At 65.1% G+C, this 16006-nt stretch carries 14 protein-coding genes and 1 pseudogene; 8 read left to right on the top strand and 7 right to left on the bottom strand.

The window, feature by feature from the left end; all coding sequences use genetic code 11:
- Window positions 1-251: 251 nt before the first annotated feature.
- The 7 genes from QJT82_RS38235 to QJT82_RS38205 all read left to right on the top strand — a co-directional run bounded on the left by QJT82_RS38235 (window position 252) and on the right by QJT82_RS38205 (window position 10087).
- Window positions 252-977, top strand: coding sequence for a thermonuclease family protein (locus tag QJT82_RS38235; RefSeq protein WP_028343641.1), 726 nt, complete (start codon window positions 252-254; stop codon window positions 975-977).
- Window positions 978-1160: 183 nt separating this feature from the next.
- Complete coding sequence (locus QJT82_RS38230; protein WP_028343640.1) at window positions 1161-1994, top strand: LssY C-terminal domain-containing protein; 834 nt, start codon at window positions 1161-1163, stop codon at window positions 1992-1994.
- 253 nt (window positions 1995-2247) lie between these two features.
- Entirely contained in the window at window positions 2248-3432 is a 1185-nt protein-coding gene (locus QJT82_RS38225; RefSeq protein WP_028343639.1) for an aminotransferase class V-fold PLP-dependent enzyme, read from the top strand.
- A gap of 375 nt (window positions 3433-3807) precedes the next feature.
- Complete coding sequence (locus tag QJT82_RS38220; protein WP_245288869.1) at window positions 3808-4860, top strand: ABC transporter ATP-binding protein; 1053 nt, start codon at window positions 3808-3810, stop codon at window positions 4858-4860.
- 22 nt (window positions 4861-4882) lie between these two features.
- Window positions 4883-5947, top strand: a complete 1065-nt coding sequence (locus QJT82_RS38215; protein ID WP_028343637.1) for an extracellular solute-binding protein — start codon at window positions 4883-4885, stop codon at window positions 5945-5947.
- 126 nt (window positions 5948-6073) lie between these two features.
- Complete coding sequence (locus QJT82_RS38210) at window positions 6074-7795, top strand: iron ABC transporter permease (protein ID WP_028343636.1); 1722 nt, start codon at window positions 6074-6076, stop codon at window positions 7793-7795.
- 183 nt (window positions 7796-7978) lie between these two features.
- Complete coding sequence (locus tag QJT82_RS38205) at window positions 7979-10087, top strand: S9 family peptidase (RefSeq protein ID WP_028343635.1); 2109 nt, start codon at window positions 7979-7981, stop codon at window positions 10085-10087.
- Between the two features lie 188 nt (window positions 10088-10275).
- On the opposite strand, the gene QJT82_RS38200 is transcribed toward QJT82_RS38205, so the two are convergent.
- From QJT82_RS38200 to QJT82_RS38190, 3 genes are all read right to left on the bottom strand, one after another.
- The gene (locus tag QJT82_RS38200) at window positions 10276-10995 is read right to left on the bottom strand and encodes a ribonuclease activity regulator RraA (protein WP_028343634.1); all 720 of its coding nucleotides are present in this window, start codon (window positions 10993-10995) and stop codon (window positions 10276-10278) included.
- Window positions 10996-11096: 101 nt separating this feature from the next.
- Window positions 11097-12836, bottom strand: coding sequence for an L-arabinonate dehydratase (araD, locus tag QJT82_RS38195; RefSeq protein WP_028343633.1), 1740 nt, complete (start codon window positions 12834-12836; stop codon window positions 11097-11099).
- Between the two features lie 175 nt (window positions 12837-13011).
- The gene (locus QJT82_RS38190; RefSeq protein WP_018269422.1) at window positions 13012-13644 is read right to left on the bottom strand and encodes a response regulator; all 633 of its coding nucleotides are present in this window, start codon (window positions 13642-13644) and stop codon (window positions 13012-13014) included.
- Window positions 13645-13832: 188 nt separating this feature from the next.
- On the opposite strand from QJT82_RS38190, the gene QJT82_RS38185 reads away from it, so the two are divergent.
- Entirely contained in the window at window positions 13833-14105 is a 273-nt protein-coding gene (locus QJT82_RS38185; RefSeq protein ID WP_259245072.1) for a hypothetical protein, read from the top strand.
- A gap of 138 nt (window positions 14106-14243) precedes the next feature.
- On the opposite strand, the gene QJT82_RS38180 is transcribed toward QJT82_RS38185, so the two are convergent.
- From QJT82_RS38180 to QJT82_RS38165, 4 genes and pseudogenes are all read right to left on the bottom strand, one after another.
- Window positions 14244-14561: a hypothetical protein gene (locus QJT82_RS38180; RefSeq protein WP_028343631.1), complete on the bottom strand. Its 318-nt coding sequence runs from the start codon at window positions 14559-14561 to the stop codon at window positions 14244-14246.
- A gap of 3 nt (window positions 14562-14564) precedes the next feature.
- On the bottom strand, window positions 14565-15422 hold the full coding sequence (locus tag QJT82_RS38175) for a protein-glutamate O-methyltransferase CheR (RefSeq protein ID WP_028343630.1): 858 nt from the start codon (window positions 15420-15422) through the stop codon (window positions 14565-14567).
- 37 nt (window positions 15423-15459) lie between these two features.
- Entirely contained in the window at window positions 15460-15849 is a 390-nt protein-coding gene (locus tag QJT82_RS38170) for a response regulator (RefSeq protein ID WP_018269419.1), read from the bottom strand.
- Between the two features lie 43 nt (window positions 15850-15892).
- Window positions 15893-16006, bottom strand: a pseudogene (locus QJT82_RS38165) (chemotaxis protein CheW); the annotation flags it as partial.

Here is a 16006-nt window from a genome sequence, read left to right as displayed (position 1 = left end):
GTAGGATGGGTAGAGCGCAGCGAAACCCATCAATATTGTCCGCGTCGTGAGATGATGGGTTTCGCTACGCTCTACCCATCCTACGAACCGACGAAGACGAACGGCGCATTGATAGCCGGATGACGCGAAGTTGAAACTGGCGGAAACGCAACAGCACTGGCACGGTTGCCCAATTGCCCGCACAATCGTTGGGCACTGACCACTGCACGCCAAAAGCCATTTGAACGATAAGAACCTGGCCGGGAACGCCGATGTTCAAGACGCTGCTCACCGCGGGGCTGCTGCTCTCGCTACCGACGCTGGCTGCCGCCGCCGACATCACCGGCGTGCCGAAGATCCGCGACGGCGACCAGCTCATGATCGGCAGCGTCCGCATCCGGCTCGCTGGCATCGACGCGCCGTCGACCGACCAGCTCTGCCTCAACACCAAGGGCGAGCGCTGGACCTGCGGCGTCGCCGCGCGCGACGAGCTGATCAAGCATGCCGGCAGCAAGACCTGGACCTGCCACGCCCGCTCGGTCGATCGCCGCGGCCGCACCATCGCGCGCTGCGAGGTCGACGGCGAGGACATCCAGAAATGGCTGGTCGCGAGCGGCTGGGCGCTGGCCTACACCCGCGCCTCGCATGACTACGAAGCCGACGAGAAGGCCGCGCGTGAGGCAAAAGCCGGGATGTGGCAAGGTGCCTTCATCGCGCCGTGGGATTGGCGGGTGCGCAACAAGAAGACCACCGTGCTCGGCGCGGTGAAGCCGCCGGACGGCGCCAACGCGATCCTGCTCGCCTCGGCCTCCGGCCCGGTGGCGCCCTCGCCCGACTGCACCATCAAGGGCAACGTCAACCGCTCCGGCGAATGCATCTTTCACCAGCAGACCAGCCGCTGGTACGCCAAGATCGAGATGAAGATCAGCAAGGGCACGCGCTGGTTCTGCTCGGTCGAGGAGGCCGAGGCCGCCGGCTGCCGCGAGACGCGGCGCTAGTCGGAAGTCTGATTGAATTGTAGCCTCATCGGCACCGCGCTCCCTCTCCCGCTTGCGGGGGAGGGTTTGGGGTGGGGGTGTCACCGCTTGCGACGCTCCTTATGAGGAGAAAGCCCCCACCCGGATTGCATCTTCGATGCAATCCGACCTCCCCCGCAAGCAGGAGAGGTGAAGGACCGCGGCATGAGCGATGTCGAGATCAATCCTCCTTCCGTGCGCCGGCGCAGCCGCCTCCGGCAAGCGCAGCTGCTGTTGCTGTTCGTCCTGGTGATCTACCTGATCGCGGCCTATCTGCTGCTGCCGGCGCTGTGGACGCATTACGAGCATCAGAAGGGTCTCGCCAATCTGCCGATGGTGACGCGTACCGCGCAGGGCATTCCCGGCGATCCGATGAATGTCGGGCTGATCGGCGACAAGCGGGACGTGGTCTGCGCGATGCACGAGGCGGGCTGGTTTCCGGCCGATCCGGTGACGCTGAAATCGTCGATCGAGATCGTGGGCAGCGTGCTGCTCGATCGCCCCTACAAGGATGCGCCGGTGAGCAACCTGTTCTATCTCGACCGCCGCGAGGACCTCGCCTTCGAGCGGCCGGTCGGATCGAGCGCGGATCGCCGCAACCATGTCCGGTTCTGGAGGGTGCTCGATCAGGGCGAGGAGAAGCGTCCGGTGTGGCTGGGCGCCGCGACGCTCGACCGCAGCGTCGGCGTCAGCCACTACACCGGCGCGGTGACGCATCACATCGCGGCCGACCTCGACGCCGAACGCGCGCTGCTCGCCACGGACCTCGAGTCCGCCGGCATGGCCACCGCGAAATATCAGGTGACCGGCATCGGCCCGACCTTCAACGGCCGCAATGGCGGCGGCGATCCCTATTACACCGACGGCGAAATCTGGGTGCTGCGGCTGGTCGAGGCCTGCCGCAAGAACCACGGCACCGTCGAGCAGCTCCCGAGCCCCGCCGCGACCGAGTTCAAGGACCAAGTCTGGCGCGCGGTCGTCGAAGCGATCGGCAAATAGGGGCTAAATCGTGATGAGACGGGGTTGAGTCGCCATCGCGCATTAGCTCATTGTTGAGCATGATCTCCGCGCAAACGCCATGCGTTTGTCGCGGGGGAAAACCGCTTCGCACTTTTCCGGATCATGCTGCCCCGCGGTTTTGGAAACGCTGGATTGCTTCGTCCTGCTCGCAATCGAAGCCGCGATGGAATATTCTCTGCGCCTGATCCCTCACACGCATGATTTGCGCGCTTTATCCAAAAGGAACAGGACGATGACCGTTCGCGCGGGCCGGGAATTTCTGGCCATCCCCGGGCCCACCACGATGCCCGATCAGGTGCTGCAGGCCATGCACCGCCCGGCGCTCGACATCTACTCCAACGAGATGGTCGAACTGACTGAGAGCCTGCTGCGCGACCTCTCGAGGCTGTTCGCCACCCAGGGCAAGTCCTACATCTACATCTCAAACGGCCACGGCGCCTGGGAGGCGACGCTCTCCAACGTGCTGTCGCGCGGCGACAAGGTGCTGGTGCTGGAGAGCGGGCGCTTCGCGATCGGCTGGGGCCAGGCTGCGGCCGCGATGGGCGCCGAGGTCGAGGTGCTGAAGGGCGACTGGCGCCGGGCGATCCGTCCGGCCGAGGTCGAGGAGCGGCTGCGGCGCGACAAGGAGCACACCATCAAGGCAATCCTGGTGGTGCAGGTCGACACCGCGTCAGGCGCCTATAACGACATCGAGGCGATCGGCAAGGCGATCAAGGCCGCCGGCCATCCTGCATTGTACATGGTCGACACCGTGGCCTCGCTCGGCTGCATGCCGTTCGAGATGGACAAATGGTATGTCGACGTCGCGATGTCGGGCTCGCAGAAAGGCCTGATGACGCCGCCCGGCCTCGGCTTCGTCGCCGCCAACGACCGCGCCTGGGACGCCCACAAGAAAGCCGACCTGCGCACGCCCTATTGGGACTGGACCGAGCGCGAGGGCTCGGAGCACTACCGCAAATATGCCGGCACCGCGCCGGTGCATCTGCTGTTCGCGCTGCGCGAGGCGATCAACATGCTGCACGCCGAAGGCCTGGAGAATGCGCATCTGCGGCATCGGCTGCTCGGCGAAGCCGTGCGCCGCGCGGTCGCGGTCTGGGCCGAGGGACAGGTGCTCGGCTTCAACATCACCGAACCCGCCGAGCGTTCCAACACCGTGACGACGGTCACCGTGAAGGGCGCCGATCCCGCCGCGATCCAGCGCTATGCCAAGGAGAAATGCGGCGTCGTGCTCGGCACCGGCATTGGCGATTTGCAGGGCCAGGCCTTCCGTATCGCGCATATGGGGCACGTCAACGCGCCGATGATCCTCGGCACCCTCGGCGTCGTCGAGGTCGCGCTGACAGCGCTGAACATCCCGCACGGCAAGGCCGGCGCCGACGCCGCCATCCAGTGGCTCGGCGAGAACGTGAAGGCGTAGGCTGAGCAAGGCAGTGCTCGGTCATCCTGGGTACGATCGAAGCCACACGCTCCGCTGTCGTCCCGGCGAAGGCCGGGACCCATAATCCGCGGCGGGTGTTGCGGGCAGACTCGTCGTTCCGCCGGCGCACAATAATGACCATCGGTGGTTATGGGTCCCGGCCCCCCGTGCGCAATTGCGCACTAGGCCGGGACGACACTGAATGTCTGGCGTCGCTTGTGACTGATGCGCTCACAAGGATGACGGGATGCAGTGCATGCAACGCATTGCTAAGGCCCGAACACTTTCCGTCGTCATCATTTTCCGCTTTACTGCCGGCAACAGCCGGGCACGGATCCCTGCGACACAACAAAATGGAGGGACCGCTTGGCATCGGTGGAATTGCGCGGCCTGGTCAAGCGGTTTGGATCGTTTGTCGCGGTTGATGATGTTTCGCTCACGATCGATCACGGCCAGCTGGTCTGTCTGCTCGGGCCATCCGGCTGCGGCAAGACCACGACGCTGCGGCTGATCGCCGGGTTCCTCGAACCATCCGACGGCGAGATCCGCGTCGGCGACCGCGTGGTGTCGTCGAGGGCGCGCACGCTGCCGCCCGAGCAGCGCAACATGTCGATGATCTTCCAGAGCTACGCGCTGTGGCCGCATATGACGGTGGCGGAGAACATCGTCTACGGCCTGCGCTTGCGCAAAATGGATCGCGACACCATCGCCAAAAAGCTCGCCGCGATCCTGGCCACAACCAAGCTGGAACCGCTGGCACAGCGTTATCCGGGCGAGCTCTCCGGCGGCCAGCAGCAGCGTGTTGCGCTGGCGCGCGCGCTGATCGTCGGCCCTGAGACGCTGCTGCTCGACGAACCCTTGTCCAATCTCGACGCCAATCTGCGCGAGGAGATGCGGTTCGAGATCCGCCGCCTGCACGACGAATATCGCTACACCACGGTCTACGTCACCCACGACCAGTCCGAGGCGATGACCACAGCCGACCTGATCGCGGTGATGAATGCCGGCAAGATCGACCAGCTCGGCGCGCCTGAGGACATCTACGCGCGGCCGGAATCCGAATTCGTCGCGCGCTTCATCGGCGCCGCCAATGTGATCAAGGGCACCGCGCGCGATGCGAACCACGTGGAGTTCGCCGGTGCAACGCTCGAGGTGGTCGGCGCCACGCTGACGGCCGGCCAGAGCGCGCCGGTCGCGATCCGCCAGCATGAGATCCAGCTCGCGACGCAAGCACCCATCGCGCAGCAGAACACACTCAAAGCCATCGTGACGCGGCAGGTCTATCTCGGCATGAATCGCGACTACATGGTGGAAACCGCTGACGGTACATCGCTGCGGGTGACCACGCCGACGGAAACCGCGGTCGAGAAGGGCAGCGAGGTGTGGCTGACCTTGCCGCCCGCGCGCTGCCGGGCGCTCAGCCGATAACAACAAGAAACGGAGCGACGCGATGCGGAAGCCGGTTTCCAGACGCGATGTCCTGAAAGGCTCCGCGGCGTTTGGGGTCGGCACGGTGTTCGCTTCACCGGCACGCGCCGCCGTCCCCGCGCCGGTCGCGATCACGCCCGATCTCGTCGCCGCCGCGACCAAGGAAGGCAAGCTCGTGTTCTATTCGTCGATGGACCTGCCGGTCGGCGAAAAGCTCGGCAAGGCGTTCGAGGCCGCCTATCCAGGCATCACCGTGCAGATCGAGCGCTCAGGCTCGGAGCGGCTGTTCCAGCGCGTGGCGCAGGAATTCGATTCCAACATCCACGCCGCCGACGTCGTCAACAGCGCCGATGCCTCGCATTTCATCCCGTGGAAGAAGAGCGGTTGGCTGATGCCGTTCGTGCCCGAAGACGTCGCGAAGCATTTTCCCGACAATTATTGCGACCCCGACGGCATGGCCGTGACCACGCGGCTGTGGCTGTCGTCGATCGCCTACAACACCAATCTGGTGAAGGCGGAGGACGCGCCGAAGAGCTTTGCCGACCTGCTCGACCCGAAGTGGATGGGCAAGATGGTGAAGGGCCATCCGGCCTATAGCGGCACCATCATGACCACCACGTTCCAGATCGTGCGCGAGCTCGGCTGGCCGTATCTGGAGAAGCTTGCGAAACAGCGCGTGATGCAGGTGCAGTCCTCGACCGATCCGCCGAAAAAACTCTCGCTCGGCGAGCGCGCCGTGATGGCCGACGGCAATGAATATGGCATCGTGCTCCTGAAGGAAGCCGGACAGCCGGTCGAGCCGGTCTATCCGACCGAGGGCACGCCGACGATCTCGGGTCCCACAGGCATCTTCGCCGGTGCGCCGCATCCGAACGCCGCAAGGCTGTTCCAGGCCTGGCTGCACACCCGCGAGACCCAGCAATTCTTCGTCGACTTCACCGGCCAATATTCGCTGCACGCCCAGGTGCAGCCGAAGGCCGGCCGGCGCAAGCTTTCCGACGTCAAGCTGATGAAGGAGGATCCGGCGGGGGTGGAAGCGATGACCGAAGAGATCAAGACGCGCTATGCGCGGCTGTTCAAAGTCTAGGACCCTTCATGGTGAGGAGGCGCGAAGCGCCGTCTCGAACCATGCGGCCCCAGTGGTGGCCTCGTCCTTCGAGACGCGCGTTCCGCGCTCCTCAGGATGAGGGGATAGAATGGATGCGCGGATAAGATGACCACAACCATCACCACCTCCCCGGCCCCAAGCTCCCGCATCGACTGGACACGCCCGGTGCTGTGGCTGTTCGCGGCAGTGCTCATCCTGCTGATCCTGCTGCCGCTGTCGTGGCTCGCGGTGTTTGCCTTCACCGACAAGAGCCGGCATCCGACGCTGCAGAACTTCGTCACGCTGTTCAGCAATCCCGATTTCCTCGATCCACTGCTGACGACCGCGATCATCGCGACCACGTCGGCGCTGATCTGCTGCATCGTCGCGGCGCCGATCAGCTGGCTGGTGTCGCGCACCGACATGCCGGGACGGCAGACCATCCGCGCACTGGTGACGGCCTCGTTCGTGACGCCGCCGTTTCTCGGCGCGGTCGCCTGGGAGTTGCTGGCGGCGCCGAACTCCGGGCTGCTGAACCAGCTCTACCGGCTGTTCGCAGGCGAGGATGCCGACGCGCTGTTCAACATCTATTCGATGACCGGGATCATCTTCGTGATCTCCTGCTACACGTTTCCGTTCGTGTTCGTGCTGGTGGCCAACGCGCTCGACACCATGCCGGGCGAGCTGGAAGATGCCTCCGCGATCCTCGGCGGCAATGCCTGGACCACGGCACGGCGAGTGACCATCCCGCTGGCGCTGCCCGCGCTGGTCGCGGGCGCCCTGATCGCGTTCCTGCAGGCGATGACGCTGTTCGGCTCACCGGCGATCCTGGCGCTGCCGGCCGGCTTCCACACCATGACGACCAAGATCTGGAGCCTGTTCCAGTATCCGCCGAAGCTCGAGCTCGCGGCCGCCGCCGCGGTGCCGCTGCTGGTGCTGACCATCCTGCTGCTGCAGGGCCAGAAGGCGCTGCTCGGCCGCCGCGGCTATTCGGTGATCGGCGGCAAGTATGGCGCGCCGCGCCGGGTCGAATTGCGCGGCTGGCGCTGGGCCGCGCTCGGCTTCTGCCTTTTGGTCTTACTCAATCCCGTCTTCCTGCCTTACCTCGCGCTGCTCAACGCCGCGTTCTCGCCGAACGCGACCACGCTGGTGACGCCGTCGACGGCGACGCTGCACAACATCGTCTTCGTGTTCACCGAGCTGTCGTCGACCCAGCTCGCGCTCAAGAACACCGTGATCCTCGGCACCGCGACCGCGACGATCGGCACCATCCTCGCGCTCGTCATCGCCTATGTCACGACGCGCAAGGTGATCGCGGGCCACCGCGTGCTCGGCTTCCTCGCCACCGCGCCGGTCGCAGTCCCCGGCATCGTGCTCGGCGTCGGCCTGTTCCTGAGCTACACGCGGCCGCCCTTCGTGCTCTATGGCACGCTGTGGATCCTGCTGCTGGCGTTCCTCACCATCAATTTGCCCTCCGCCTATCAGCAATTGCAGGCGGCGTTCTCGACCATCCATCCCGAGCTCGAGGAGGCGAGCCGCATCCTCGGCGCGACGCGGTTGCAGGCGCTGCGCCAGATCACAGCGCCGCTGCTGCGCACCGGCGTGATCGCGACCTGGTGCTTCATCTTCATCGGCGTGATGCGGGAACTGTCGGCGGCGATCGTGCTGTTCACCTCGCAGACCAAGGTGCTGTCGGTCCTGATCTACGACCTCAACGAAGGCGGCGACCTCGCCGCGATCGCGGTGCTCGGCATTGCGATGCTGGTGATCACCTTCGCGGTGGTGCTGGCGGTGAACCGGATTCCGATGTCCGGCGGCAATGCGGGGGCGAGGCTACGGAACGGGTAGCTCCCCCTAACCACGTCGTCATTGCGAGGAGCGAAGCGACGAAGCAATCCATTCTATCCCTTCGCGGAACGATGGATTGCTTCGCTTCGCTCGCAATGACGAGGCAACCAAGGATGCGCGCCCCATCTGGCAATCGCCACATTCATCCCGATATAGAGCGGAACCCCGCACCATGAGGATCGTGTGACCAAACCCGCCACCACAACATCGCCCCCTGTCGCGCCGCGCCGGCCGCATTCCTTCACCACCCACGGCATCACGGTGACGGACGATTATGCGTGGATCAAGGATCCGAAATGGCAGGAGGTGCTGCGCGATCCCTCGATCCTCGATCCCGATATCCGGAGCTATCTCGAAGCCGAGAACGGCTACACCGAGAGCCTGCTCGGCCACACCGACGGCTTGCAGAAGCGGCTGGTCAAGGAGATGCGCGGGCGGATCAAGGAGGACGATTCCAGCGTGCCGTCGCCGGACGGCCCGTTCGCCTATTTCCGCAAGTTCCGCGAGGGCGGTCAGCACGAGCTGTACTGCCGCACGCCGCGCGACGGCGGCGACGCGCATGTCGTGCTCGACGGCGACGCGCTGGCGAAGGACCACAAATATTTCAAGTTCGGCGGCAGCCGGCATTCCAACGATCATCGGCTGCACGCCTGGAGCGCCGACACCAAGGGCTCCGAATATTTCTCGATCCGGGTGCGCGACTGGGCCACCGGCGGCGATCTCGACGACCTCGTCGAGGAGACCGACGGCGGCGTGGTCTGGGCCGCGGATTCCAGGAGCTTCTTCTACGTCAAGCTCGACGACAATCACCGGCCGATGCAGGTGTGGCGGCACAAGCTCGGCACCAAACAGGCCGACGACACCCTGATCTATGAGGAGCAGGATTCCGGCTGGTTCACCCATCTGCACGAGAGCGCGAGCGGCCGCTTCTGCGTGATCGCGGGCGGCGACCATGAGACCTCCGAGCAGCGGCTGATCGATCTTTCCAATCCCGACGCGCCGCCGCGCCTCGTCGCGGCGCGCGAGGAAGGCGTGCAATATTCGATCGCCGACCGCGGCGACGAGCTGTTCATCCTGACCAATGCCGACGATGCCATCGACTTCAAGGTCGTCACCGCGCCGCTCACAGCGCCCGAACGCAGCAACTGGCGCGACCTGATCCCGTATCGCGAGGGCGTCTATGTGCTCGACGTCGAGCTCTATGCCGGCCACATGGTGCGGCTGGAGCGCGCCAATGCGCTGCCGGCGATCATCATCCGCGACCTCAGGAGCGGCGAGGAGCACGCGATCGCCTTCGACGAAGCGGCCTATTCGCTCGACACCATGGGCGGCTACGAGTTCGACACCACCAACTTACGTTTTGCCTATTCGTCGATGACGACGCCGTCGGAAGTCTATGACTATGACATGGCGACGCGCACGCGGAGCTTACGCAAGCGCCAGGAGATTCCGTCCGGCCACAACCCAGCGGACTACGTCACCACGCGCATCATGGCGACCTCGCATGACGGCGCGCAGGTGCCGGTCTCGATCCTGCATCGCAAGGATTTCGTTCGCGACGGCAAGGCGCCGCTCCTGCTGTATGGTTACGGCTCCTACGGCATGGCGATGCCGGCGTCGTTTGCCGCCAACCGGCTCTCGCTGGTCGACCGCGGCTTTGTCTATGCGATCGCGCATATCCGCGGCGGCGCCGACAAGGGCTGGGGCTGGTATCTCGACGGCAAGCGCGAGAAGAAGACCAACACGTTCGACGATTTCGCCGCCGCCGGGCGCGCGCTGATCGAGGCGAAATATACCGGTGAAAAGCGCATCGTCGGTCATGGCGGCTCGGCGGGCGGCATGCTCATGGGCGCGGTCGCCAACCGCGCCGGCGAGTTCTTCGCCGGCATCGTCGCCGAAGTGCCGTTCGTCGACGTGCTCAACACCATGCTCGACGACACGCTGCCGCTGACGCCGCCGGAATGGCCGGAATGGGGCAATCCGATCGAGAGCGAGAAGGATTTCCGCACCATCCTGTCCTATTCGCCCTACGACAATGTCGCGGCCAAGGACTATCCGGCGATCCTGGCGATGGGCGGGCTCACCGACCCGCGCGTCACCTATTGGGAGCCGGCGAAATGGATCGCGCGGCTGCGCGCCACCATGCGCGGCGGCGGCCCGGTGCTGCTGCGCACCAACATGGGCGCCGGCCACGGCGGCGCCTCCGGCCGCTTCAACCGCCTCGACGAGGTCGCGATCGTCTATGCGTTTGCGCTGTGGGCGGTCGGGATGGCGGACAAGGCGGAGGTGTAGACCTCGTAGCGGGATATCTCCCCTTCGTCGTCCTGGCGAAAGCCAGGACCCATACCGCGTGATCCATCGAGCAAGGAAGTCGCAGTACCACGGCACGCAACGCAACTGGCTGTCTTCGCCAAACTCCTCCCTGTGGTTATGGGTCCCTGCTTTCGCAGGGACGACAGCGGAGGGCGGGGCGAAAAAAGCTACCGCCCCTTCGCCTTCCGCCACGCAGCAAAATCCTTCAGCGTCTGCTCGTCGGTCGCGGGATAGAGCCCGAAGATGCCGCGGCCGTTCTGGACCTGCTCGGTGACGAAATCCTCGAACGCGGTCATCTCGAACGTCTCGTCGGCAATCTCGTCGGCGAGATGCGCCGGGATCACGATGACGCCGTCGCTGTCGCCGAGGATGACGTCGCCTGGAAACACCGGCGCATCGCCGCAGCCGATCGGGACGTTGATCTCGATCGCCTGATGCAGCGTCAGATTGGTCGGCGCGCTCGGGCGATGATGAAAGGCCGGGAAACCGAGGCGCGCGATCTCGGCCGAATCCCGGAAGCCGCCGTCGGTGACGACGCCGGCGCAGCCGCGCTTCATCAGCCGCGTCACCAGGATCGCGCCGGCCGACGCCGCGCGCGCATCCTTGCGGCTGTCCATCACCAGCACCGCGCCCACGGGGCAGTCCTCGATCGCCTTGCGCTGCGGATGCGCGCGATCGCGGAACACCTCGATGGTGTTGAGGTCCTCGCGCGCCGGCATGTAGCGCAGCGTGAAGGCCTCGCCGACCATGGTCGGCTGATCCGGACCGAGCGGATGAACATCCTGGATCATCTGGATGCGGAAGCCGCGCTTGAACAGCGCGGTCGCAACGGTCGCGGTGGAGACGGATTTCAGCTTGTTGCGGGTGGTGTCGCTGAGTTTTGACATAGGATTTTCCGGTTGTCATTCCGGGGCGATGCGTCAGCATCGAACCCGGAATCTCGAGGTTCCGGGTTCACGCTTCGCGTGCCCCGGAACGACGTTGTGAGTCAGTAGATCGACGGCTCGCCGACCGGCTTGCCAAAGCCGGCCTCGAGGAAATCGAAGTCGCAGCCCTCATTGGCCTGCTTGATGTGCTTCGAGAACATCCAGCCATAGCCGCGCTCGAAGCGCGGCTCGGGCGGCATCCATTCGGCGCGGCGCCTGGCGAGCTCGGCCTCCGGCACATCGAGATTGATGGTGCGCGCGGCGACATCGAGCGTGATGCGGTCGCCGTTCCGCACCAGCGCCAGCGGGCCGCCGATATAGGATTCCGGCGACACGTGCAGGATGCAGGCGCCGTAGCTGGTGCCGCTCATCCGCGCGTCCGACAGCCGCACCATGTCGCGCACGCCCTGCTTCACGAGCTTGGTCGGGATCGGCAGCATGCCCCATTCCGGCATACCCGGCCCACCCTGCGGACCGGCATTGCGCAGGATCAGCACGTGATCGGCCGTGACGTCGAGATCGGGATCATCGACCGCCTTCTTCATCGACGGATAGTCGTCGAACACCAGCGCCGGCCCGGTATGCTTGAGGAAACGCGGATCGCAGGCGCTTGGCTTGATGACGCAGCCGTTGGGCGCGAGATTGCCCTTCAACACCGCGAGCGCGCCCTCCTTGTAGATCGGGTTGTCGACGGTGCGGATCACGTCGTCATTGTGCACCTCGGCACCTTCGATGTTCTCGCCGAGGGTCTTGCCCGTGACGGTGATGCAGTCGAGATGCAAATGCTGCCTGATCCGGTTCATCAGGCCGGGCAGCCCGCCGGCATAGAAGAAATCCTCCATCAGATAGAGGTCCCCGCTCGGCCGCACATTGGCGATCACAGGCACCTTGCGGCTCGCGATCTCGAAGTCGTCGAGCGAGATATCCTGGCCGGCGCGGCGCGCCTGCGCGATGAGGTGAATAATGGCGTTGGTCGAGCAGCCCATCGCCATCGCGACCGTGATCGCGTTCTCGAAGGCCTTGCGGGTCTGGATCTTCTGCGGCGTGAGATCCTCCCACACCATCTCGACGATGCGGCGGCCGGCCTCCGAGCTCATGCGGATGTGGTTGGCGTCGGCCGCGGGGATCGACGAGGCGCCCGGCAGCGTCATGCCGATGGCTTCCGCGATCGCGGTCATCGTCGAGGCCGTGCCCATGGTCATGCAGGTGCCGTAGCTGCGGGCGATGCCGGCCTCCATGTCGACCCAGTCCTTGTCGGAGATCTTGCCGGCGCGGCGCTCGTCCCAGTATTTCCAGGTGTCCGAGCCGGAGCCGAGCGTGCGGCCCTTCCAGTTGCCGCGCAGCATCGGCCCGGCCGGCAGATAGATCGCCGGCAGGTTCATGCTGGTGGCCCCGAGCAGCAGGCCTGGCGTGGTCTTGTCGCAGCCGCCCATCAGCACCACGCCGTCGACCGGATGACCGCGCAGCAGCTCCTCGGCATCCATCGCCAGCATGTTGCGGTAGAGCATCGTGGTCGGCTTCAACAGCGATTCCGACAGCGACAGCGCCGGCAGCTCGAGCGGAAAGCCGCCGGCCATCAGCACGCCGCGCTTGACGTCGTCGACCCGGCTCTTGAAATGCATGTGGCAGGGCTGCGCATCCGACCAGGTGTTGATGATCGCGATCACCGGCCGGTCGCGCCACTCCTCCGGTGCGTAGCCCATCTGCATCGCCCGCGATCTGTGGCCGAAGGCGCGCAGATCATCGGGCGCAAACCAGCGCGCGCTGCGCAATTGATCCGGGGTCTTGTTCTTTTTCGTCATCGCCATGTGTCTCGACATTGCTCGCACGCGCGCGGTCCCGGCACGCTTGCCCTGCGTCAGGCATACACTCGATTTTCAGACATGTCGTCCCGCCCTCGGCGCAGACGTGCCGTTCGCTGAACGTGCGCCGCGCGGGCTCCGCAATGTGGCAATCGGAACGTAAACCAGCCTTGGCTTATTTTTGCTGCGCCGTCATCACGATGCGGACCAGATCGGCGGCGTTGCGCGCGCCGAGCTTCTTCATGATGTTGGCGCGGTGATCCTCGATCGTGCGCGGACTGATGCCGAGGTGGCGGCCGGCTTCCTTGTTGGAGGCGCCCGCGGTGAACTGCTCGAGCACCTCGCGCTCGCGGCGGGTCAGCGGCTCGCGGCCCGGGAAGTGCAGCGCGGCGATCCGCGACGCCGACGTCTCGGCCTGGCGCCTGGTGTAGGCGTCGATCGCCTCGTTCAGACGGCTCACGATTTCGTTGCCGCGGAACGGCTTCTCGATGAAGTCGAGCGCGCCGTTCTTGATGGCGCTGACCGCCATTGCGATGTCGCCCTGACCGGAGATCATGAAGATCGGCGCCGGATAATCCTCGCCATGCAGCTCTCTCAGGATATCGAGGCCGGATTTGCCGGGGATGTGCACGTCGAGCAGGATGCAGGCCGGCGTCCTGCTGCGCGCCACCGCGAGCAACGCCGCGCCGTCCGCAAAGCAGATCACCTTGTAACCAGCGGTCGACAGGACCACTGAAAGCGTCTCGCGAACGGCAGGATCGTCGTCGACTACAAAGATTTCCCCGCGCGGAGCGCCATTCTCAACCATATGCATCGTCCATCAGTGGTGAAGCGTGCTGCCCTGACCGCACAAGAACTAACTAGACCATCTCGATCAATGGACCCGTATTTGTACGGGACGTCCGCTTAACGCACAAGTAGCACCGCGTTCCCTAAAAGTGGGGCAGTGGAGAAACATTCATGGAAAATGCAGCGGCGGACCGCGTTGCAGCGCGCTTGGACGACGGCAATGATCCCACCGGTCTGATCGTGACGGACCTGGTCGCGCTGATTGGCCATGTCCAGGCGAGCCTGCGGCTGATCGAAGCGGCGATTGCGCGCGAAGCCGTGCTGGCCGCGCGGCAGGCCGACGCCGACACCGTCGTTCGCGACGACGTTACCCCGCGCTATCTCACAGCATCTACCGCCCTGAAGGCATGCGATGCCGGCCTCGGCGCGGCGCTCGACCGCCTGCGCGATTCCGGGGCACCGGCGCGTCTGCTGAACTGACCCGCCGCCACCGACGGGTTCGGCCCATCACCTCGATTGTCCCGACGACGCCCAACCCATCAGGCGGCAATCTGTTCCACGCATCGTCCGGATTGGCCGCGGGCCTTGCCCGCCCGGCCGGATCAGGTCTTCTTGACGTCAGGCCCTGGCCCGCTCTTCGTCGGCGGACGACCGCCGCTTGCTCGGCTTGCCCTTGAGGAAGCTGATGTCCATTTCGGTGCCGTTGACGCGGACCAATTCGCAACGGCGATACGCAAGTCCGGTCGAGGACAGCAGGAGGAAAAACTCCTTCAGGTTGAGCCCCTGAATGGAACCTTCGACCGTCAGCGACGCATCGGTGTCGGAGATGGCATTGAGCTGGCAGTCGCGCCGCCAGGTGCCGTCGATGGCCATGATGCAGACATCGACGCCCCGGCTGAAGGTGACCCGCTCAATGGATTTGCCGTCCTCGGTCATCGCTCAATATCCGACCGCCATGGCAGGCCTAGGCATGGCGAGCCCGCCCCGCACTCCGCTCGGCCGATACAGGCCACGCCGCTCGGGAAGCGGCTTGAACGTGTCGGTCAGGCCGACCACGGTTTCGGCGGCACCCAGCACCAGGAAGCCGTCGGCCTCCATCAAGCGGGCGAGACGGTTGAAGATGTTGATCTTGGTGTCCTGATCGAAATAGATCAGCACGTTGCGGCAGAAGATCACGTCGAACGTGCCGAGCTGGGAGAAATCGTGCAGCAAATTGAGCTGGCGGTGCTGCACCATCGCGCGCAATTCGGGATTGACCTGCCAGAATTCACCCGACTGCTTGAAGTACTTGACCAGCATCTGGATCGGCAGCCCGCGCTGCACCTCGAACTGGCTGTAGATGCCGGCCTTCGACTTCTCCAGCACCTCCTGCGACAGATCGGTCGCGATGATCTCGACGCGCCATCCGGCAAGCGCCGCGCCCATTTCCTTCAGGCACATCGCCAGCGAATAGGGCTCCTGGCCGGTCGAGCCGGCGGCGCACCAGATCCGGACGCTGCGGCGCGCGGCGCGTGCCTTCAGCACCTCCGGCATGATGGTGTCGCGGAAGTGCTCGAACGGCACCTTGTCGCGGAAGAAGAACGTCTCGTTGGTGGTCATGGCCTCGACCACCTGGACGGTGTGCGCGGACGAGCCCGCCTTGATCTTGGCGACCAGGTCGGGGATGCCGGACAGGCCGCTTTTGCGCGCCAGCGGCAGCAGGCGGCTCTCGATCAGATATTGCTTGTCCGCGGACAGATCGAGACCGGACTGGTCCTTCAGGAGCTTACGCAGATACTCGTAGTCGGGGGGCGTCACGGGAGCCTCACAAGGGACTGAATGGTGAAACTGGGTGTCAGGCTTCGGCCGACGCGTCGAGCGCCAGCAGGCCGACTTCCTGGAATTTCGCGATCACGATGTCCTTGTCGAACGGCTTCATGATGTACTCGTTGGCACCGGCATGCAGCGCACGCGAGATGTGGTCGATGCCGTTCTCGGTGGTGCAGAACACGACCTTGGGCTGATCGCCGCCGGGCATGCGGCGGAGCTGCACGAGGAATTCGAAGCCGTCCATGACCGGCATGTTCCAGTCGAGCAGCACGGCATCCGGCAGCGCGCGCTTGCAGGCTTCGAGCGCGACCGCGCCGTCCTCGGCCTCGATGACCGTGAACTCCATTCCTTCGAGGATGCGGCGCGCGATCTTTCGCACCACGCCGGAATCGTCGACGACGAGACATGTCTTCATGTGTTGGCCTCCTTGTGGAATCCACCGTCTCCGCGGTGGAGTGTTACGCTGCAGCAGCTGTCCTTGGATCGGTCTTGGGCACCAGTTCGAGCACGCGATCGACATCGAGGACGACCATGAGCTGGCCGTCGAGGCGGTGGACGCCGCCGGCGAGCTT

It is taken from the genome of Bradyrhizobium sp. Mp19, from assembly GCF_029952935.1.
GTDB lineage: Bacteria > Pseudomonadota > Alphaproteobacteria > Rhizobiales > Xanthobacteraceae > Bradyrhizobium > Bradyrhizobium elkanii.
Note: the sequence above shows the minus strand (reverse complement) of the source record. Positions and strands in the feature narration are given on the sequence as shown.